The organism is Alkalicaulis satelles, from assembly GCF_008630495.1.
Taxonomy (GTDB): domain Bacteria; phylum Pseudomonadota; class Alphaproteobacteria; order Caulobacterales; family Maricaulaceae; genus Oceanicaulis; species Oceanicaulis satelles.
Window position 1 is genome coordinate 315,853 of record NZ_VWOJ01000002.1, and the last position, 20,795, is coordinate 336,647.

Below are 20,795 nucleotides of genomic sequence, written 5' to 3' on the forward strand. Positions count from 1 at the left end.
AGTATTTGCTGAGAGCCTCGAAGGTCGGCACTATGAATCACAGCACGAATTATCGTTCCACTCTGATCATCGTTGCCGAAGATTGCCCGGTCGACAAAGCCTCACCGCCAGAGAAGGTTGGCAGTGTGGCGCACCTCCATTACGAGTTGCTACGCCATGCTCCCTACAGCCTGACATCGGACGAATTGTTACTGGCTGTCGACAAGGCGCGGTCAGGGAGCATCAACGAGGCTGTGTGGGCCAAGAAAAGCCGCGCCTGCCTGCGCGCCTCGCCACTCGTAAAAAGATACGGTTTCGGCCTCCATCATGATGCCGAGGCCCGAGTTGCGCTTGTGCCCGTTTGCTCGGATGCTTACAAGCAAATGCTGATAAATCCTGCGATCATGAAGCGCCAGGGCATGCGGAACAGGCGGAACTGAGGCTGTATACGTTGCGGCCTGAATCCGCTTCCCTACGAGGGGTCAGTGGCAATTTCTCATTTCACCCTAGGGGCTGCCGTTTTATCAAAAAGCCCCGGGGCGGCGGAAATTCTTAACTGCATAACATGCATTTTAGATTCGCCCTTACGGGCAATTAACGCTTCCGTCCCGAATAAAAGAGCTATAAAATCCTCAGCCCGCCAGAGGTTTACTTAACTCGCGTCGTATGCACGCGCGCTTGCATACATCATGGATGCAGACTGCAAAGAGCTCTACCGCCGCCTAGAGCATTTTCGCCTGGGTCTTACTCGGTTGGGGATTCCGTTTAGCCGCGAAGCGTGATTCATGGGGTGTCGCCTGTACAGGGAGGGCGGCCATGAGAACGTTGAGCGAGGATCTTCGCCTTCGAGCGGTGAAGCTGGTTGTGGAGTAAGGGCTGTCGCTGCGCGCGGTCGGCCGGCATCTGTGCATCGGCGAGGCGACGGTGGGGCGCTAGGCGCGCCAGTACCGGCGCACGGGAAGCGTGGCGGTGCAGCCGAGATGCAACCCGGGCCGGTCTCGGCTGGATCTGCATGAAGGGTATCTTCTCGGGCTGATAGAAGGCCGGGCCGATATCACGCTGGCGGAGATGGTGGAGCGTCTGGACGCCGACCATGGCGTGCGCGTTCAGCTGAGCACGCTGTGGAGCTTCCTGCGCAAGCGCAGGCTGACGTATAAAAAAGACCGCGCACGCGAGCGAGCAGAGCCGCGAGGACGTCTTCAAGCGCCGGCTAACATGGTTCGAGCGCCGGCCTGATATGGCCCCGGCGCGTCCGGTGTTCATCGATGAAAGCGGCGTCTCCACCAAGATGGCGCGCCTGCGCGGACGGTCCCTGCGCAGTGAGCGCTGCCGGGCGCCGGTTCCCCACGGGCACTGAAAGACGATCACGCTGATGGCCGGCCTGCGCCTGAACGGCGTCGCGGCCCCGGCCCTGGTCGACGGCGCAATAGACGAGGAGACCTTCCTGACCTGAGTGCGCGGGATGCTGGTGAGGGAACTCAAGCCCGGCGACGTCGTGGTCATGGACAATCTGCCCGCCCACAAGCTCGCCGGGGTGCGCGACGCCGCGGAGCCCGTGTCGCCTACCTGCCGCCCTACAGACCCGACTTCAATCCCATAGAGAACGCCTTCTCAAAACTGAAAGCCCTGCTTCGCAAAGCCGCGGCGCGTACTGTTCCCGATCTGCACAGCGCCGTCGCCGATGCCCTCGACGCCATCACCCCCGCAGAATGCGCCAACCACTTCACAGCCTGCGGGTATGAGCCAGAATAGAGCGAAAACGCTCTAGTCGCCGAGATCGTGACTCCTCTCGAAGGAGCGGCTGATGTCGCCGATACACATCTTACCGGGCCTCCCCGGTCTCCGGAAAATCTGACCGCCAGGATCAACACGGCGATGGCGCTGGCCATGGACCCTTCGGCGCTGGCCAGACCCGCAACTGATACGCCGCTTACCGGTCCATGACGTTGAGTGACATCGGGTATGTCAGCTGACACCCTACGCCCGCAACCGCCAGAAGCGAATGGCACGCACCGACATGGCGCTCACCGAACGGCAGTTCTTCCCGCGCACCTGGAGGGCCATAATGACAATGGGGCGCGTCTTACGCCATACCCCCTGTTGAATTTAGGAGTCCCACAAAATGCGGCTATCCCGCCGGTTTCCTGTCAGCGCGGTTTCCGACTTTCGACCCCCCTTCCCCGGGCACAAAATGAGCGGGGGGATGAAAGATATTCGCCGATCCTGCCACTTGTGAGCGTCGAGGGGATGAAAGATTTTCCACGTTTACGCCACTTGATCCGGGCGAAGTGGCTGGAATGGGGTACGTCCTATCCCGTTTCTGCCGCTTGGCGCGGGGATGAATGGAGGTGCTGCGGATCATTTCTGGTCGCTCCTGTCGCTTGCCCGGTTGAACGGGTGGCTGGGATCGGTGGGCGATCCCAAGCGCCTGCAGCTATCCAGTGAGCTTCAAGGCTAGCCCTCACGCCCACTCGGGCAGTGGGGCGCCACCAGCCTGTCGCAAAGCGCCAAGCGGGTGGCCGGACTGATCCTGTTCCTGAATGGCGGATTTGCCTGCGGATGAGGGCCACGCTGGCCCCTACCAGCCATACCTGCTTGAGAGCGGCTCCGGCCCAGAGGCCTGACCGCCCAGAGACGGCTCATGACGGGATTTCGCAGTCGCTCTGCTCTTCGAAGAGATCATCGTCAATATCCTCCTCGAACTCCCGCTGGATCTCGGGAGAGATCCGGCAGCCCTCTTCTCCCGGGAGCGGGCCCCATACCGATTCCCATCGCATTTCGTTAAAGCTTTTCATCCACATGCGCTGGGTGGTTTCATCGGGATTCTTGTAGTCTATGGGCTCGCCGCCCGCCTCATCATGGGATGAAGCGCCGTGCCCCTGTGCGACAGCAGCCCTGGCCCTGGACGCCTGATCGCCATTGGGAAGCTTATGCCCGAGGACAGCCTCCTCGAACGGGGTCCGGGGCGCCTCGTCCAGTGATCCGTCAGCTTCCGGCAGGGTCAGGCGGACATAGGCGGTGAAGAGCATGCCAAAGCCGCCATCAAGCTGGTGACGTTCGACCAGCCCTCTGGTTTCAAGCCGTTTGAGGATTCCGCCGACCGTGCGGGGCGTGAGGTTCACGAGCCTGGCCAGATAGCTGGGCGTGATCTGGAGTATGGCGTTCTTATCCACGTGCTCCGACGCGATGACCAGAACGAACTTCTCAAGGGCGGGAATATCACCGAGCCCGCGCGCGCGCCGGCCCATATCCGTGCGGATGACCTGAACTTCATCTGTCATGGCTAGATCCCCTTGTCCCTGCCGAGTCTCTTTCTGCCCATGCTTTCTCCCCCAGATCATCCTTTGGTGAGGTTGTTGTTCCGGGATAGCAGTGTTCCCCGACTTTCGCCGGGGTCACTGCTATCCCGAAACGGCAGGTCACCCTCTGGAGCCAGTCGTCGCATCGGGGGTGTCGTACGCTACGGCAACGCCAACACCTCGGTCCCAAATCGGAAGCTTCAAGCCGTATGCTTCCCTTCTGTCTGAGCTTGGACCTTTCGCAGTGCTCTCCCGGTCTCGACAGAATTCCCAAACCACCGGGCATTCACCTCCTGATCGGTTCCGTTAATTGCAATCCGAACGACCAGGGGCGACCGGCCTCAATGCCGGCTATGAATCGAACCACACAATCAGGCGCGTGGTGATCGGCGGGATTGATGGCACAGGGCAGGGGCTCTGTATTGGGAACGCGGTAGAGAAAATTTCCGGGCCGCGTTCCCTGGCCCGGCTAAACCTAATTGCTAGCCTGCCTTCCGGCCTCTCTTCAGCTCGTCGAAAGCAGCGGACCAACGAGCCATGAGAGCTGGCGGCGGGCGCCTGAGACAAACCTCATCACCTGTAAAAATTCCAGTCCGGACGACCGTTTCCATCAGGAAGAGCCAGCCAGCAAAGAGCTCCATCTGGTGCTCAGGCCTGCTGATATCGAACTCGCCGGAGTCATTCGGGAAAATCGGGTTGGAGGTCGCTTCGCACACAGTGCAGACAAGGCCTGCCCATTCCTGATGGTATGGCAGATGATCACTCTGAAAAGCCTGCCACATATCCTCTGTGGCAGCGTCATATTCCTCCAGGGCCGACAGGTAAGCCTCGATCGTCTTCCGGTTGCCCCCGGGCGAGCCTCCTGCGAGGCGGTTTACCGCCTTGTGGAATGGAGAGTTGTCGCCGCCCGTGGCCTTTCGGCGAAATAAGCGCATAAGGTGCCAAGCCTCATGGCACGCGTGCCATACCACCCTGCCTCGGTAAAGCGATAAGCTTGTCTGTTTCTCGCCACCGGTGGATTTGCATCGCACTACAAAGTCGATGACTTTGGATACCTCAGCCATCCGCCTGGCAAACTCTGCGATCTCGCGAACGCCAAGGTTCGAGAGCGGTCCTGCAACGGGGTTCCGCAACAGATTCGGATCATTAGCCTCGGTAAGCTTGTCATGATCATCAAAGACCCCCTCGCTTTGCAGCTCGGCCACCCGCTCCGGGAAAAAGTAGCTGATCAGCAGAAATCTGTTTCCCTCATCAGGCTCTTTTTTCATGGCCGCATAAACCAGATCAGGGTCGAATAGATTGGTTCTGTCTGGATACGCGTCAATATATCGGACTATGGGTTTGAGCGCTTCAGTGGCCGCCTTGAGAGCTACCGATGTATCCTTCAATCTATGACGAATTTCTTTCAAATTGAGCGCATCTTCATGCTTGCTCTTGCGCTCTTTAAACCGGATGAGAACCAACTCGACCACCGGCAGAACTGCTGCATATTGCTCCGGCGAAGCGATATCACAGGTAAGCAGGCGTCCGAGCAGCGGGTCCAGAAGGATGTAATGGCCCCGCTTCATTGCCGGGTCCTCCGGCGCTTCTGGAGCCAAGACAAAAATGTCCAGCAGCTCCTCAGGCGTCGGGAAGTCGAGCGTGTAAAGCGGATCGTCAGCCGACCGGTGCACTTTGCGCAACACCCTTCTCCCCTTACCCTGCCTCCATGCGGCGCGGTTAGGGAACGCGGTCACGAGTAAAGTTCGAGCGCGTTCCCGTTACATGAGGTGCGCGAGACGGCACCCTTGGCGCATGGACAACGCCATACACCCTGACCGGCTATCAACTGATGAACGCCTCACCGAGGTGGCGCGGCTGCTGGCGCTGGGCGTGGCGCGAGGGACACAGGCGTGCGGGGACGGTGAGGACGTGTGCTCGTCACCTGTGGACTGCGAGCGCACACCACGCAGTCGTGCACGCCCCTGCGAACGGAGTGACCATGAGCGCGCCTGACATACCCATAGCCGCCGCCCTGGCCGAGCTTGACGCGCTGAGCGTGCCCGAGCTCAAGGCGCGCTGGCAGACCCTGTTTGACGGGCAGCCGCCGCCGGCCAACCGCGGGTTCCTGATCAGCCGGATGAGCTACCGCATACAGGAGCTGCGCCTTGGCGGGCTCGACGAGGGCACACGCAGGCGCCTGCGGGCCATGGCTGACGATTACAACAGCGAGGCCTCTCGCAAGAGCGTGCCGCGCGAGCTTCCCCCCATCGGCACGCGCCTTGTGCGCTCATGGCAGGGCGAGGACCACACCGTGACCATCACGCGTGACGGGTTCGAGTATGAGGGCCGGCCCTATGCCTCCCTCACCGCCATCGCCCGGCGCATCACCGGAACCCACTGGAGCGGGCCGTACTTCTTCGGGCTGGTGAGGCGGCGATCATGAAAGACCCCGTCACACCCAAGGCGATGCGCTGCGCCATATACACCCGCAAGAGCACCGAGAACGGGCTTGAACAGGAGTACAACTCGCTCGATCACCAGAGGGACATCTGCGTGCGCCACATCGAAGCGCGCGCCTATGAGGGCTGGCAGGTCATCCCAACGCTCTATGACGATGGCGGGGTGTCAGGCGCCACCATGGAGCGCCCGGGCCTCAAGGCCCTGATGGCCGACATCCGCGCAGGCCTCGTCGACGTGGTGATCACCTACCGCATCGACCGGCTGTCACGTTCAGTGCTCGACTTTCGCCAGCTGATCGCGTTCTTCGAACGCCATGGCGTGACGTTCGTGTCCATCACCGAGGACTTCAACACCACCACCGCCATGGGCCGGTTCGCGCTGGGCATCATCATGGGGTTCGCCGAGCTGGAGCGCGAGATGGCCTCCGAGCGCGTGCGCAGCAAGATCGCCTCGGCCAAGCGCAAGGGGCGATGGACCGGCGGCGTCCCTCCATTCGGCTACCGCGCAAGCGACGGCCGGCTCATCATCGTGGAGGAGGAGGCGCAGATCGTGCGCATGATCTTCTCGCGGTTCATCACCATGGGCTCGGGCACGCTGCTGGCCCGGGCGCTGGAGAGCGAAGGCGTCATCAACCGGCAGGGCCGCGCGTTCGACAAGGGCGCCATCACCAAGATGCTCGCCAGCCGGGTCTATATCGGCGAGGTCGGCCACAAGGGCGAGTGGTTCAAGGGCCTGCACACGCCCATCATCGACACCGCCACTTGGCAGAAGAAAGAGGCCATCATCGCGCGGGCGCCGCGCGAGCGGGGCGCGGCCACGCGCGCGCAGACGCCCGCCCTTCTCAAGGGCATCATCTACGGGCCCACGGGCCGGGCCATGTCGCCCACGTTCTCCAAAGGCAGGCACGGCCAGCTCTACCGCTACTATGTCGACGCCTCCCTGCTCAAAGGCGCCAGACGCGTTCATGCCAGCGCGCGCGTGCCCGCCGGCGCGGTGGAGGAGGCCGTCATCGACCGGCTGCGCACCATCATCGCCCAGCCCGAGACCATCATGGAGACCACCCGCGCCCTGAAGCGCGAGGGCCATGACGTCCCCGAGGCCGAGGTCGGCGAGCAGCTGCGCACGTTCGACGGCGTATGGACGCGCCTGTTCCCGCGCGAGCAGGCGCGCATCGCCCGCCTGCTGATCGAGCGGGTCGACGTGTCGGACGAGGGCCTTGCCATCGCCGTGCGCACTGACGGGTTCGCGCATCTGGCGCTGGAGCTCGGCGTCTCGCAAAGGACGGCGCCGCAGTCCGATCAGGCAGGAGCGCTCTGATGGCTGACGGATCGGCGCCGCGCAGGCAGAGGCGGGACATGGCCGCCTCCGGAAGAGAACCCGCCGCACACGCCAGCAGCCCCGGCACGCTGACCCTTCACGTGCCGCTGAAGTTCCGCCACCTGCCAGGCCAGACCACCATCATCCTGCCTGATGACGCCGGCGGCGCCGTCTATGTCAGCACCGCGGGCGCGCGCAGGATGAAGGCCGAGGCGCGCCGCGCCCGGCCCGACGCCACCCTGATCCGCGCCCTCGTGCGCGCTCACCGCTGGGCCGCGCTCCTGAACGACGGCACGCACGCCACGATCTCGGATCTCGCCACCGCCGAGAAGGTGGGCAAGTCCTATGTCTCGCGCGTCCTGCGCCTGACCCTGCTCGCCCCGGACATCACCCGGGCCATCCTCGATGGCCATCAGCCCCACACCCTCGATCTGAAGACCGCCCTCAGGCCGTTCCCATGGGAGTGGAGCGCACAGAGGCAGCGGTTCGGGATGCGCTGAACAGGGTCCATTAACGCACAGGTGCGCACCGGGTGGACTACTGGCCGCACCGGAGCGAACGTCCCGATACCGAACAGCCACAGGACAGGCGGAGCCATGACGATGACCCCGACGACACCCCGGAGCGTGATATCGCCCACCACACAGGCCGGCCAGCCGGCGGGCGCTGCTCTCGACGCGTTCATCGCCGTCAGGAGCGAGATCGACGCCATGCTCGAGCGCCTGCGCGCACTGAGCGACGACCACTTCAATACCTGCCCGGACGAGATCAGCTGGGGCCATGTCGGCACGATCACCGGATATCGCGACCGTCTGCGCGAGATCGCGGACAGTGCGTTCGGCGAAGGCGAGTACGCGCCATGAGCCGGGTGTTCGCCCAATGGGCTATCGAGATATGGCGCAGCCTCGACCCATTGGGCGAGACGTTCTGGGTCTATGGCTGCACGCGCAGCGGTGATCCCATGACCGCGCCAACGCTGGACATGGCGCGCGCTATCGCGGCGTCTCACAAGTGATAAACTGGCGCACCATTTCGTGGTGATCTTGGTCGGAACAAATTCATGAAATTGTTTGCCCACTCACTGCCAGAGCAGTCAAAAGATAACTGGGAACCGCTTGAAAAGCATTTGAGCTCCGTTGGTGCAACTGCTGCAAAATCCGCGGGTGCTTTCGGCGCTGAGACCGCAGCAAAATGTATGGGCTTGCTGCACGACATCGGCAAGTGCTCAGCCGCCTATCAAGCATACATTGGTGCTTCATCAGATGGAACAAGGCGCGGTCCTGATCATAGTACTGCAGGCGCCAAAGAATCTGTTAAAGCTTATGGCGCTCTCTGGGGCCGTTTGCTTGCCTACGGCATTGCCGGTCATCATAGCGGTCTGATGGATAGCGGCAAGCTGGACGAGCGGCTAGCCAAGTCCGTGGAAGACTATGCTGGGTGGCAGGCCCACGCTGGGATGCTTCCAGAAAAGGCGAAATTTCAATCCATGCCGGTTGGACACAACGCCAACGCCATCGACAAAAGCTTCTCCATCGCCTTTCTCGCCCGCATGCTATTTTCCTGCTTGGTCGATGCAGATTTTCTTGAAACGGAACGTTTTTATGCCGCCTCGCGGGGAGAGAGCGAACCATCACGCGGCGGCTTGTTCGGGCGGCCCCATCTCGACAGGGTGCGCGCGCACCTGACCGCAAAGCGCAACAACAGTACGGACCTCAATCGCCTGCGTGGCGAGATTCTTGATCACGCTACCAGCAAAGCCGCGCTGGAGCCGGGGCTATTCACACTGACTGTGCCGACCGGAGGCGGCAAAACGCTCACCTCTCTCAGCTTCGCGGCCGAGCACGCGCTTCACCACGGACTCCGCCGGATCATATATGTGATCCCCTTCACCTCAATTATCGAGCAGACCGCCCAGGTCTTCCGTGAGCAGGTAGGCCTAAGCGATGACGTGCTGGAGCATCACTCCAGTTTCGACTGGGACCGCTTTGAACCGGGCAAGGGGAGCGATGATGAGCGCGAGGGCGCGGACGGCGGCGGCAAGCTGCGCCGGGACGCGGAGAACTGGGATTCGCCCCTGATCGTGACCACCTCAGTGCAATTCTTTGAAAGCCTGTTCGCCGCCCGCACCAGCCGGGCGCGCAAGCTGCACAATATTGCACGCAGCGTGATCATTCTGGACGAGGTGCAATCGCTGCCTGTGCACCTCCTGCGCCCGTGCTTGGCCGTCATCGATGAGCTGGCAAAAAACTATGGGGCAAGTGTGGTGCTATGTACGGCCACCCAGCCAGCCCTGCGTGTGCAAGACCAGGCGCTGCCGTCCAAGACACACAATGGTCTGCCGGAAGGGCTGGACATCCCCGACGAGCGAGAACTGGCGCCCGAGCCGAAGGCGCTCTACCGTCAGCTCAGGCGCGTCAAAGTGGACTGGTCGCGTGACCCGGTTGAGGATGCGGATATCGCCGCGCGCTTCGCTCAGCAGCCGCACATGTTATGCATCGTGAACAGTCGGGCTCACGCGCGCGAGCTGTTTGCAATCTTGCGCGAGCAGGATCAGGCAGGCGCGGTTCATCTGTCGACGCTGATGTGCGCGCAGCATCGCCGCGAAGTGCTGGAGCGCCTTCGCCGGGATCTGAGCAACGGCAACCCGGTGCGGCTGGTTTCAACCAGCCTGATTGAGGCGGGGGTGGATATCGACTTTCCCGAGGTCTGGCGCGCTGCGACCGGACTTGCCAGCATCGCCCAGGCAGCGGGGCGCTGCAACCGTGAGGGCAAGGCGGACGGTCTGGGGCGCACAGTGGTGTTCGAGCCTGCTGGACGCAAGACGCCCCCAATGATCGAAGCCTTCTATCAAGCGGCCCGGCCCGTGCTCAGAGATTTCCAGGCCGGTGTGCTTGCGCTTGACGCCATCGGTGAATTCTACAGGGAGCTTTATTGGAAGCAGGGCTTCGATGCACTGGATCTGGCACGCATGCCGGATGGGGAAAAGCTGGCCATCATCCCGGCGATCCGGGCAGGCGCGTCCAGAATCAACTTTCCCTTCGCCTCAATCGCACAAGCATTCCGGATGATTGATGACGCCATGGCGCCTGTCATCGTTCCATTCGATGCGCGGGCCGAAGCAGCCATCCATAAACTGCGCCACGCTCCCTTTCCGCCCTCGCATGCGCAGCGCACGCTCCAGCAATATGTAGCCCCTGTACCCGTGAACACACGCAACGCACTGATAGCCAGCGGCGTGGTCCAGCTCATCCGTCCTGATGAGTATGGCGACCGCTTCGCGGTGCTGGCGCAGACCCGGGCTGGCGTCCTGCCTGAACTGTATGACCATGAGCTGGGCCTGCGCCTGGATGCTGATCCGCATGCCCGTTCCAGTGAGAGCAATATCGGGTTTTGAAGGATCGGTTTTTGAAGGCGGCCTCCAGCATGTCACTGGAAATATTTCATAGTATGTAGAGCAATCTTTATGTTAAATCATTATTAACATTATATCTCAGATCGGAAATGTTTGGGAGCCTGACGCTCACACCGTCAGGCTCCCGCGGCAATTGTTGCGGCGAAACCCCAGCCCCCGCGCCGGGGAGAAAGGAGTAGCGCTATGTGGTTCATAGCCGGCTTCATATAAGAATCAAAGCCAAGCGGGATCCCGCTTGGCTTTTTTCTGCGGTTGGCGTGGATCGAAATACAGTGGATAGCGCACCACTTTATTGTGAGATCATAACGCCCCCGACTTCGGGGGCGTGGGTATTTTCCAAGCTGTCGCCAACCGCAGAAAACTTGTGCCGCTGTGGTTGTTTCACCTAGTATTGCTCCAGGCATCTCATTCGGAACGGAAAACAAGGCATGACCATCCGTCTGCATGTCTGGGGCGATTATGCCTGTTTCACCCGCCCTGAAATGAAGGTCGAGCGCGTCAGTTATGACGTGATGACGCCGTCCGCCGCACGCGGCATCCTGGAAGCAATCCACTGGAAACCGGCGATCCGCTGGCATGTGGACCGTATCCATGTCCTCAAGCCGGTCAGATTCCAGTCCATCCGCCGCAATGAGGTGGGCGCCAAGGCGAGTGCGGCCAATGCCGCAAGCGCCATGAAACGCGGCACGACAGAGGGCCTGGGCATCGTGGTCGATGAAAACCGGCAGCAGCGTGCCGCCATGGTGCTGGTGGATGTGGCTTATGTGATCGAGGCGCATTTCACGATGACCGGCAAGGCCGGCGATGAAGACACACCGGCCAAGCACATCTCCATGTTCAACCGGCGCGCCAGCCAGGGCCAGTGTTTCCACCGCCCGTGTCTTGGCACCCGCGAATTTCCCGCCGAATTCGCCCTGATCAGAGACGGCGATCCCCGGCCCGCCTGCGAACTGGGGCCTGATAAACGCGACGCCGATTTCGGCTGGATGCTGCACGACATCGATTTCGAGGGCGGGCGCAATGAGTCCCGCTTCTTCCGCGCCGAAATGCGCGGTGGCGTGATCGATGTGCCGTCCTTTTATGCGCAGGAGGTCGTGCGGTGAGCATCCTGCAGGCGCTGGACGGGTATTATCACAGGCTGGACCAGCGCGGCGAAGTGACTGCCCCTGGTTGGAGTCCCGAGAAATTCGGCTGGTGCATCGTGCTCGCTCCGGACGGGACGGTTGTGGATGTGGAAAACCTGCACGATCTGTCCGGCAAGAAGCCGCGTGTAAAGCTCTGCACCGTACCCGCAGCGGTCAAACGGACGGTTGGGATTGCACCCAATTTTCTTTGGGACAAGACGGCATATGTCCTCGGGCGCACAGCCGGGTCCGGCAAGCGCACGGCGGACGAGCACGACGCATTCCGCACCCTCCATCTAGATGCGCTGGAGGGAGAAGATGACGAGGGTTTGGTGGCCCTGCGCGCCTTTCTGACCAACTGGACGCCGGAGCGTTTCGATCAGGCGCCGTTCATGGAAGACATGCTCGACGCCAATGTGATGTTCCGCCTCAAAGGGGAGCGCCGTTATCTTCATGAACGCCCGGCAGCCAGAGCGCTTGTCGCCAGACGCGCAGGGGCGGCAGGTGATGAAGGCAGAGTGATTTGCCTGATAACCGGCGAGACAGGTCCGCCCGCTCGTCTGCACCCTACTATTAAAGGGGTTGAAGGCGCTCAGTCTTCCGGCGCTGCGCTGGTGTCATTCAACCTCGACGCCTTCACCTCGCTGGACAAGGAGCAAGGCGAAAATGCGCCCACTTCGCAGGCCGCCGCCTTCCGGTATGGCGCGGCCCTCAACCACCTCCTTACTCGTGACGGACCCAACCGCCTGCGCCGTCCGGTAGGTGATGCGACTGTCATCTTCTGGGCCGATGCCAGAGAAGCCAGCGCCGCCAAGCTTGCGGACAGCTTTTTCGCCAAGGTCCTGGACGCTGACGTCACCGATGAGGCCGAAGCCGCGCTTATCAGCGATCAACTCAAGCAGATCGCCAAAGGCAAGCCGCTCAAGACCGTGCGCCCGGACATTGCAGAGGGCACGCGCTTTCACGTCCTCGGCCTGTCACCCAATGCCGCGCGCCTGTCGGTCAGGTTCTGGCTGTCCGATGAATTTGAGCACTTCGCCAATGCTCTGGCGCAGCACCATGCGGACCTGAGCCTGGAACCAGCACCGCTGGGCTGGGGCGCAGCGCCGTCGGTCAGCCGCCTGCTTGTGCGCACCACGGCCGCTCAGGGCGACTTCAAGAATATACCACCGCTTCTGGCTGGCGAGGTCATGCGGGCCGTGCTGACCGGCACAAGCTATCCGCAGAGCCTTCTATCCGCGGCGATCATGCGCTTGCGGGCGGGCGACAGCGCCGCCACCGGCTGGCACGCGGCGGTCATCCGCGCCGTTCTCAACCGCCAGCGTCGACATTCAACTGTCCTGCAAGAAAGGGAGATTCCCGTGGGCCTCGACAGGCAGCATGACAACACAGGCTATCAGCTGGGCCGGCTGTTCGCCGTCTACGAGATGGCCCAGCGCGCCGCGCTGGGCAATGTCAACGCCACCATCCGTGACCGCTATTTCGGTGCGGCATCGGCGACGCCGGCGGGCGTGTTCCCGCTCATCGTGCGCGGCGGACAAAACCATTTGTCCAAGGTCCGCAAGGAAAAGCCCGGCTGGGCGGCCTTGATCGAACGCGAGCTGGAAGAGATCAATAGCCATTTCAAACCCGGACCGGGCGGCATCTGGCCACGCTCCCTGCGCCTCGCCGATCAGGGCGAGTTCGCCATCGGATACTATCACCAGCGCGCCACCAAGCTGACCAACGAGAAGGGCGATGCGCTCAGTGCCGATATCGCCGACAGCGAGACGGAAGGAACTGACGCATGAGCCAGCCGGTCACAAACCGCCACGAATTCGTGCTGTATTTCGATGTCGCCAACGGCAATCCCAATGGCGACCCGGACGCGGGCAACATGCCGCGCCTTGATCCCGAGACCAATCAGGGCCTGGTCTCTGACGTCGCGCTTAAGCGGAAAGTTCGAAACTATGTCGCCATGGCGAGCGAGCACCGCATCTATATGTCAGAGGGCTCTGCACTGAACCTTCTGCACAAGGAGGCCTGGGCTGCGGTGATGCCGGAGATCACCAAGGACGAGGAGTTCAAGAAACTGCCCAAGGACCAGCAGAAGGCCCGCGAGCTGACCGCCTGGATGTGCGCCAATTTCTGGGACATCCGCGCCTTTGGCGCAGTGATGAGCACCGGCGTGAATGCAGGCCAGGTGCGCGGCCCGGTGCAGATGACCTTCGCGCGCTCGGTGGAGCCGATCCTGCCACTGGAGATTTCGATCACCCGCATGGCCGCCACCACCGAGAAGGACGCCGACGAGAAGGGCGGGCGCACCATGGGGCGCAAGCATATCGTGCCCTATGGCCTGTACCGCGCACATGGCTTCATCTCAGCCCCGCTGGCCAGTCACAAGACCAAGGGGACGGGTTTCTCGCAGGATGATCTGGAACTCCTCTGGCAAGCGCTGGGCGATATGTTCGACCATGACCGCTCGGCGGCGCGCGGGGAGATGGCCACGCGAAAGCTAATCGTGTTCCGCCACGAGAGCGCTCTGGGCAATGCCCAGGCACAGGCGCTTTTTGACCGGGTCACCACGCACCGCATTCATGAGGGTTCCAGCCATCCGGTGGGCCATAGCGCCACCCACAACTGGCCGCCAGCGCGCCACTGGAGCGATTACGACGTGCGCATCAGCCGTGATGGTCTGCCCGTAGGCGTGTATATCATTGAGCGGTAGAACGTATCATGCAGGTCCCTCCAGATCGCGCCAGCGAAGCGATGCTAACGCCGATCTCGGCGCTGCAGCACTATCTGTTCTGCCCGCGCCAGTGCGCCTTGATCCATGTAGAGCGGGTCTGGGCCGAGGACGCCGCCACCATGCAGGGCAGGCTTCTGCATGAGCGTGTGGACGCCGGTCGGTCGGAACGGCGCGATGGCGTACGCATCGTTCGGGGCCTGAGCCTTCGTTCGCTGGCCCTGGGTCTTTCCGGCAAGGCGGATGTAGTGGAGTTTCACGGCACCACCCCCTATCCGGTGGAATACAAACGGGGAAGGCCCAAGTCTCATCGCGCTGACGAAGTTCAGTTGTGCGCTCAGGGCCTATGCCTGGAAGAAATGTTCAAAACCAAAGTTTCTGACGGCGCGCTGTTCTACGGCCAGACCCGCAAACGGCAGGTCGTGACATTTGACAGCGAACTGCGCGCCCTGGTCCACGAGACCGCAGCAGCGTGCGCAGACATGATCGCCAGAGGCCATACGCCGCCCCCGCGTCGGATGAAGGCTTGTCAGCGCTGCTCCCTTGCAAACGTCTGCTATCCGGACCGGCTTGAGGCGCCGCCGGATGTCTCGCGCTGGCTTCTGCGCCAAGTGAGCAGGGGATAAGCAGACAAGGCCCCGATGCGCAAGCTTCTCAATACCATTTACGTCACGAGCGAGGACGCCTGGCTGCGCAAGGATGGAGAGAACCTGGTCGTTGAGGCGGGCGGCGCTGAGCGCGGCCGCGTGCCGCTGCATGGTATCGAAGGCGTGGTTTGCTTCAATCGTACAGGTGCTTCACCCGCCTTGCTGGCAGCCTGTGCGGACAGGGCGATTGCAGTCTCCTTCTTGACGCCGCAGGGTCGTTTTCTCGCACGCGTCGAGGGACCGCGTTCCGGCAATGTGTTGCTGCGGCGCAAGCAATATCGCATGGCCGACAATCCGGACCAAGCCGTGCCGGTCATTCGGGGCATAGTGACAGCCAAAGCGGCCAACCAGCGCACAGTCCTGATGCGGTCCCTGCGTGATCACGGCACCAAAATGGACCGGAGCGCCAGCGGCGCTTTGGAGGAGGCCGCCCGGCGATTGCACTTTATCGCCCGCAAGGCCGCCTCCGCTGATCAGATCGACATCCTGCGCGGCTTCGAGGGCGAAGCTGCCAACACCTATTTCAGCGTATTTGATGCTTTGCTGGCGGGCGGACAGATTGTTTTCCGGTTCGCAGGCCGCTCGCGACGGCCGCCCCTGGACCGGGTCAACGCCCTTCTTTCTTTCCTTTACGCCATGCTAGGCCATGACTGCCGAAGCGCGCTGGAGAGCGTTGGTCTCGACCCGCAAGTTGGTTTCCTTCATGCTGATCGGCCAGGGCGCGCCAGTCTGGCGTTGGACCTGATGGAAGAATTGCGCCCTGTCCTGGCCGACCGGCTGGCTCTGACCTTGATCAATCGCGGCCAACTCAAGGCGGGCGATTTTGATATTGACGCGGGTGGCGCAGTAAGTCTTACCGAAGCGGGTCGCAAAGAGGTTCTGGTCGCGTGGCAGGAGCGTAAGAAACGCGAACTGCGCCACCCCTTCCTGGGCGAAACAGCGCCCATGGGCCTCATGGCGCATCTGCAGGCGCGGCTTCTTTCGCGGCATTTGCGAGGCGATCTGGATAGTTACCCGCCCTTTGTCTGGAAGTGATCCATGCTGATGCTAATCACTTATGACGTGAGCACGGCTTCCCCGGGGGGGCGCAGGCGCTTGCGCCGCGTGGCGAGGGCATGTCTGGATTTCGGGCAGCGCGTCCAGAACTCTGTGTTCGAGTGTGAACTGGAGCCCGCCCAATGGGTGGCGCTGCGCGCCCGATTGATCGCAGAAATTGACGAAACCGAGGACAGCCTTCGCTTTTACCGCCTGGGCGCCGAAGGCAAGCAGCGTATTGAACATGTGGGGGCCAAAAGCGCACCCGATCTGGACGGCCCGCTCCTGTTCTGAACCCTTCACGCGGGTCATTGCGCCCAGCGGCTACGCCTTGCGCGAACCTGAATCAACCGACCTCAAACCGGGAGGTTCGCGCAAAGCCGTCAAGCCAAGCAAAACAGGCATGGACGCCCGGCCAGGCTATACGCCGCCAGCGCCAAGGCCGCTTTATTGGCAATGTTCGCGCAAACACGTCATTTTCCTGCGTGGAACCGGTATGTTAGACCCCACACAGTCGCCCCCCACACGGGGGCGTGGATTGAAACTGGGCTGGATCATCGCCCTGGCCTGGTCGCTCAGGTCGCCCCCCACACGGGGGCGTGGATTGAAACGCCTATTTCCTTGAGGAAAACATGGCCGATGTGGCGTCGCCCCCCACACGGGGGCGTGGATTGAAACCACTGGCGCGGGTCAAGGGTCACTGCCTGCGCTCGTCGCCCCCCACACGGGGGCGTGGATTGAAACAGGCCGTGGGCTCGTCCGTGACATATCTCCAGCGGTCGCCCCCCACACGGGGGCGTGGATTGAAACAGCTCGCCAATTACAAGCTGCAAGAGACGCATCTGGTCGCCCCCCACACGGGGGCGTGGATTGAAACATCCGTAACCCGCGCGGGCTGGGCGGGACGCCGGGTCGCCCCCCACACGGGGGCGTGGATTGAAACACGTTTGACGGCTGGGAAGCGTCCCGCGCCAGCCGTCGCCCCCCACACGGGGGCGTGGATTGAAACGGCGAGCTGCGGGTCATCCCGGGCGTGCCCGGCGGTCGCCCCCCACACGGGGGCGTGGATTGAAACTGCGGCGCGCCGGTCAGACGTGCGCGCAGACTGGCGTCGCCCCCCACACGGGGGCGTGGATTGAAACAAGAGCGCTGCGGCCTCGGCGTCTGTCATGGCGGGTCGCCCCCCACACGGGGGCGTGGATTGAAACTTGTGATTGATGGGCGCGTTGACTGGCGGGCGGGTCGCCCCCCACACGGGGGCGTGGATTGAAACACGGCGTCCCTCGCACTCGATCACGGCTTCGGCCGTCGCCCCCCACACGGGGGCGTGGATTGAAACTTGAACGCCTTATGCAGATTGATGATGTCAGCCAGGTCGCCCCCCACACGGGGGCGTGGATTGAAACCAGGTCCTGCCCAGCCAGCCCCTTCCACATCCTCGTCGCCCCCCACACGGGGGCGTGGATTGAAACATGACCGATCTGTTGTTTTCCGACGAGGAGCGCGGTCGCCCCCCACACGGGGGCGTGGATTGAAACGCTGGGACATGGACGGAGGACCGCGTCACATGCGGTCGCCCCCCACACGGGGGCGTGGATTGAAACATCGCCGCGCCTCAGCTTACCCAAACCGCCGCCCGTCGCCCCCCACACGGGGGCGTGGATTGAAACTAGGAACCAGCCATGTTCACAGACATCTATCTGGTCGCCCCCCACACGGGGGCGTGGATTGAAACATTTCGAAAGGCGTCATGACGCCCAGCATGACCAGGTCGCCCCCCACACGGGGGCGTGGATTGAAACTATCAGTGGACCTCCAGCACGCCCTCCAGCACGGGTCGCCCCCCACACGGGGGCGTGGATTGAAACGGCCAACATGGCCGCGGAGCTGGGCGTGGACGCGCGTCGCCCCCCACACGGGGGCGTGGATTGAAACGGTCCCCGAGCGGCCCTATGTGCCCCCGAAGGGGGTCGCCCCCCACACGGGGGCGTGGATTGAAACATTGGGCTTGCGGATGCCAGTCACCGCCACGCCCTGTCGCCCCCCACACGGGGGCGTGGATTGAAACTTCAGCCAGACCTCGCTCATCTCCCAGGGCGGGGTGTCGCCCCCCACACGGGGGCGTGGATTGAAACTCAAGGGCGGTGCGCGCGATCTCGCCTGCATGCTGTCGCCCCCCACACGGGGGCGTGGATTGAAACCGCACCTACCCGGCGGGCCAGCCGCGGCGCTATGTCGCCCCCCACACGGGGGCGTGGATTGAAACGGCTCGGCGCTCGGCTCAAATGCTCGGGTCAGGCGTCGCCCCCCACACGGGGGCGTGGATTGAAACAAACCGGCGCTGCTCGTTGAGCCCGGGCCGCCAGGTCGCCCCCCACACGGGGGCGTGGATTGAAACGATGCGCTGGCCCGGCCGGACTGGCTGGCAGAGCGTCGCCCCCCACACGGGGGCGTGGATTGAAACAAGGTCAGCCGTGGCCAGATATGTCGCCTCGATGTCGCCCCCCACACGGGGGCGTGGATTGAAACCAGTCCGTGATCAGCCCGTTGATCTGGCGCCCGGGTCGCCCCCCACACGGGGGCGTGGATCGAAACTTCCAATCGGCGAACGGCGTTCGCTGGCGTAAGGGTCGCCCCCCACACGGGGGCGTGGATCGAAACAACGCCGAGCTTGACGAGATCGTGGAGCGCATCGTCGCCCCCCACACGGGGGCGTGGATCGAAACTTCTGTGTGCGGCGCCGTAGCTTCCGCAGCAGCATCGCCCCCCACACGGGGGCGTGGATCGAAACGATCTGATGCTCAAGTAAGGCGCATGCGATCTGCGATCACCACCCCTGCGCGATAGCACTTAATTTGGCAGCGCTTGAATATTGTGCGCACTCAACGAATTCTACCACCTCGCCAGCGCCTCTGCCCCGATCGGGAAGTTCGACGGCGGAGTGGTGCAAGGCATGGAGGTCCAACGCTCGGCGCGCTGGTGAAGCTCGATCTGGAGCTGGCGGATCTCCGCACCGCCTTCACAAGGCAGGACGCGCGATATGGCGACATGACCGAGGCTTTCGAGGTGGAGCAGGAACGCAGCGCCGAGAGCGTCACTGACGGCCGCATTGACCTGCCATGCCCGATCAGCGCCCGAGGCGGCGCCATAGACGCGGCCATCCTCTCCGACGACATTAAGGGTGCCGGTGTCTCTCATACGTACCGGGATGAGCGGGAACCACTCCGGGCCTGAGAAGGCTGGATAGGTCGTGTCCCATCGCGGGCCGACAGTCAGCCACGGGCTGTCGAAGAAGAACGGCAGAATGTTGAGAACGTCCCAGACCCGGCCATCAGCCCAGTGCCGCTCCATGACGCCGGGCCAGTAGGCCTCACGCCGGGCCGAGACCGGCTCGTCCATCACCAGTGCACCCGTCATACGGTCGGTCACAGTCATGCGCCCCACCATCATGGCGTCGAGGTGCGAGCCGAAGACCGGGCCGTCCACATAGTCAAAATCAAAGTTTACCACAAACCGGGCATGGTTGCGGTCCGGCGCTGCCAGCCGCGTCTGCGCCAGCATGCGCTCGAACCGGGCCCGGAACACGGTGCGGTTCGGCTCTGGCAGGAACCAGGAGAGCTCGGACGTGCCAGTCACGGCTCCCAGCGCCGTCTGCCGGTAGAAACTGCTCGAGGGGCCAACCTCGGCCACCCGAGAGGGATAAGGCGCAGGCATCTGATGGGCCGCTATCGACTGGCGGTCGGCGCAACCGGCCGCCACAAGCAGGGCCGTCGCAAGGACAAGAATGGCTCGGATCTGGAGCATGGCTTTCTCCCTTCAGCCTCGCCTCTGAGCGGCTGCTGATCTCATGGAGGGGAAGCTAATGGCGGAAACTTGCCATATAATTACTCGTATTGGCTTGTTCCGCCACTAGCGTTGATTACCCCGTCCCATCGCTCCGCCCTACACCGTTAGGGAAGGAGCGGCGCCCATGTCCGAACTGCAAACACGATTTGGCAGGCTGGTGGCCGCACATCGCCGCCGCGTTGGCATGACACAACAGCAGCTGGCCGAAGCGGTCGATGCCAGCGTCTATATGATCTCCAAGATCGAGAGCGGCGCATCCGGCACCCGCTTTGCCATGATCGAGCGCCTGTCCAGCGCCCTTGAGATCGACCCCGCCGAGCTCTTCACTGCGGATCTGCCGCGATCCGCGTTGCAGCAGTCCGGCTACGGCCGCATCTCCCGCCAGCTTCTGGAGCTGGAGCCAGATGAGCTCGAGTGGATCGGCGGCGTCATCGAGGCCGCTCTGAAAAGCCGCCGGAAGAGCTAACGCTCACCCAAATCGCCAGCCTGATAGCCCTAATCGCACGAAGCTGAATTCAGGCGTTTTCGCTGTGAATCGAGTCATTAGCTTCGGAGAAAAACGGCCTGGGAGAACGTGAATTGACCGTCCCGGGGAGCACTCAGAGTCAACAGCCCGGACGCCTCGATCCGCCAATACCAGCAGGTCTTCTGGGGCATGCTCCGCTAGGGAGGGCGATGATTTGTGAAAAGCTGGCGGAGAGGGTGGGATTCGAACCCACGGTACCCGTGAAGGCACAACGGTTTTCGAGACCGCCCCGATCGACCACTCCGGCACCTCTCCGAGCGGCGGGCGGGTTTGTGGCGCACATGGGCCGGGAAATCAAGCGCCCGGCGCCGCACCTGGCAAGACGATCAGGCGCCGGGCTGATTGACTCTGAAGGGGCCTTGAGCCTATATCGCGCGCTCGCGCTCCGGCGGGCGGGCCAAACCGGTCCGGCCATCAAGGAACGCGTGTCCTGTTCACAACGC

At 62.8% G+C, this 20,795-nt stretch carries 17 protein-coding genes, 1 tRNA gene, 1 pseudogene and 1 CRISPR repeat array; of the genes and pseudogenes, 15 read left to right on the top strand and 4 right to left on the bottom strand.

Features of this window, described 5'->3' with window-relative positions:
* Positions 1-32: 32 nt before the first annotated feature.
* Together F1654_RS07185 and F1654_RS14185 are read left to right on the top strand one after the other, a co-directional pair.
* Entirely contained in the window at positions 33-419 is a 387-nt protein-coding gene (locus F1654_RS07185; RefSeq protein ID WP_150022847.1) for a DUF6157 family protein, read from the top strand.
* A 514-nt stretch (positions 420-933) separates the two neighbouring features.
* Positions 934-1,731: pseudogene (locus F1654_RS14185) on the top strand (IS630 family transposase); the annotation flags it as partial.
* 887 nt (positions 1,732-2,618) lie between these two features.
* On the opposite strand, the gene F1654_RS07195 reads toward F1654_RS14185, so the two are convergent.
* Together F1654_RS07195 and F1654_RS07200 are read right to left on the bottom strand one after the other, a co-directional pair.
* Positions 2,619-3,260 carry a hypothetical protein gene (locus tag F1654_RS07195; RefSeq protein ID WP_150022848.1) on the bottom strand — a complete coding sequence of 214 codons (642 nt, stop codon included), beginning with the start codon at positions 3,258-3,260 and terminating at the stop codon, positions 2,619-2,621.
* A 500-nt stretch (positions 3,261-3,760) separates the two neighbouring features.
* Positions 3,761-4,963, bottom strand: a complete 1,203-nt coding sequence (locus F1654_RS07200; RefSeq protein WP_150022849.1) for a hypothetical protein — start codon at positions 4,961-4,963, stop codon at positions 3,761-3,763.
* A gap of 296 nt (positions 4,964-5,259) precedes the next feature.
* On the opposite strand from F1654_RS07200, the gene F1654_RS07205 reads away from it, so the two are divergent.
* From F1654_RS07205 to cas2, 12 genes are all read left to right on the top strand, one after another.
* Positions 5,260-5,703, top strand: a complete 444-nt coding sequence (locus F1654_RS07205; protein ID WP_150022850.1) for a DUF2924 domain-containing protein — start codon at positions 5,260-5,262, stop codon at positions 5,701-5,703.
* Positions 5,700-7,037, top strand: a complete 1,338-nt coding sequence (locus F1654_RS07210; protein ID WP_150022851.1) for a recombinase family protein — start codon at positions 5,700-5,702, stop codon at positions 7,035-7,037. Before F1654_RS07205 ends, F1654_RS07210 begins: the two co-directional genes overlap by 4 nt.
* A gap of 38 nt (positions 7,038-7,075) precedes the next feature.
* Positions 7,076-7,537 (top strand): hypothetical protein, encoded by a 462-nt coding sequence (locus F1654_RS07215; RefSeq protein ID WP_150022852.1) that lies wholly within the window; start codon positions 7,076-7,078, stop codon positions 7,535-7,537.
* Positions 7,538-7,639: 102 nt separating this feature from the next.
* Positions 7,640-7,900: a hypothetical protein gene (locus tag F1654_RS07220; RefSeq protein WP_233205181.1), complete on the top strand. Its 261-nt coding sequence runs from the start codon at positions 7,640-7,642 to the stop codon at positions 7,898-7,900.
* Entirely contained in the window at positions 7,897-8,052 is a 156-nt protein-coding gene (locus F1654_RS13885) for a hypothetical protein (RefSeq protein ID WP_199200501.1), read from the top strand. The genes F1654_RS07220 and F1654_RS13885 overlap by 4 nt, the downstream gene beginning before the upstream one ends.
* A 45-nt stretch (positions 8,053-8,097) precedes the next feature.
* Entirely contained in the window at positions 8,098-10,431 is a 2,334-nt protein-coding gene (locus tag F1654_RS07225; protein ID WP_150022853.1) for a CRISPR-associated endonuclease Cas3'', read from the top strand.
* A gap of 446 nt (positions 10,432-10,877) precedes the next feature.
* Positions 10,878-11,552: a type I-C CRISPR-associated protein Cas5c gene (cas5c, locus tag F1654_RS07230; protein ID WP_150022854.1), complete on the top strand. Its 675-nt coding sequence runs from the start codon at positions 10,878-10,880 to the stop codon at positions 11,550-11,552.
* Entirely contained in the window at positions 11,549-13,363 is a 1,815-nt protein-coding gene (gene cas8c, locus F1654_RS07235) for a type I-C CRISPR-associated protein Cas8c/Csd1 (RefSeq protein ID WP_150022855.1), read from the top strand. The genes cas5c and cas8c overlap by 4 nt, the downstream gene beginning before the upstream one ends.
* The gene (gene cas7c, locus F1654_RS07240; RefSeq protein ID WP_150022856.1) at positions 13,360-14,280 is read left to right on the top strand and encodes a type I-C CRISPR-associated protein Cas7/Csd2; all 921 of its coding nucleotides are present in this window, start codon (positions 13,360-13,362) and stop codon (positions 14,278-14,280) included. The genes cas8c and cas7c overlap by 4 nt, the downstream gene beginning before the upstream one ends.
* Before the next feature lie 8 nt (positions 14,281-14,288).
* The gene (gene cas4, locus F1654_RS07245) at positions 14,289-14,924 is read left to right on the top strand and encodes a CRISPR-associated protein Cas4 (protein WP_150022857.1); all 636 of its coding nucleotides are present in this window, start codon (positions 14,289-14,291) and stop codon (positions 14,922-14,924) included.
* A 15-nt stretch (positions 14,925-14,939) separates the two neighbouring features.
* Positions 14,940-15,980 carry a type I-C CRISPR-associated endonuclease Cas1c gene (gene cas1c, locus F1654_RS07250; protein WP_150022858.1) on the top strand — a complete coding sequence of 347 codons (1,041 nt, stop codon included), beginning with the start codon at positions 14,940-14,942 and terminating at the stop codon, positions 15,978-15,980.
* 3 nt (positions 15,981-15,983) lie between these two features.
* Positions 15,984-16,274 carry a CRISPR-associated endonuclease Cas2 gene (cas2, locus tag F1654_RS07255; RefSeq protein WP_150022859.1) on the top strand — a complete coding sequence of 97 codons (291 nt, stop codon included), beginning with the start codon at positions 15,984-15,986 and terminating at the stop codon, positions 16,272-16,274.
* A 219-nt stretch (positions 16,275-16,493) separates the two neighbouring features.
* Positions 16,494-18,771: direct repeats of the CRISPR family, unit length 32 nt; unit sequence GTCGCCCCCCACACGGGGGCGTGGATTGAAAC.
* Between the two features lie 101 nt (positions 18,772-18,872).
* Here the strand turns inward: cas2 and F1654_RS07260 are convergent.
* On the bottom strand, positions 18,873-19,784 hold the full coding sequence (locus F1654_RS07260; RefSeq protein ID WP_150022860.1) for a hypothetical protein: 912 nt from the start codon (positions 19,782-19,784) through the stop codon (positions 18,873-18,875).
* A 166-nt stretch (positions 19,785-19,950) separates the two neighbouring features.
* Here F1654_RS07260 and F1654_RS07265 point away from each other — a divergent pair, with 166 nt between their 5' ends.
* Complete coding sequence (locus F1654_RS07265; RefSeq protein ID WP_150022861.1) at positions 19,951-20,292, top strand: helix-turn-helix domain-containing protein; 342 nt, start codon at positions 19,951-19,953, stop codon at positions 20,290-20,292.
* 225 nt (positions 20,293-20,517) lie between these two features.
* Here F1654_RS07265 and F1654_RS07270 read toward each other — a convergent pair.
* Positions 20,518-20,607: transfer RNA gene (locus tag F1654_RS07270), tRNA-Ser, on the bottom strand.
* Positions 20,608-20,795: the final 188 nt, after the last annotated feature.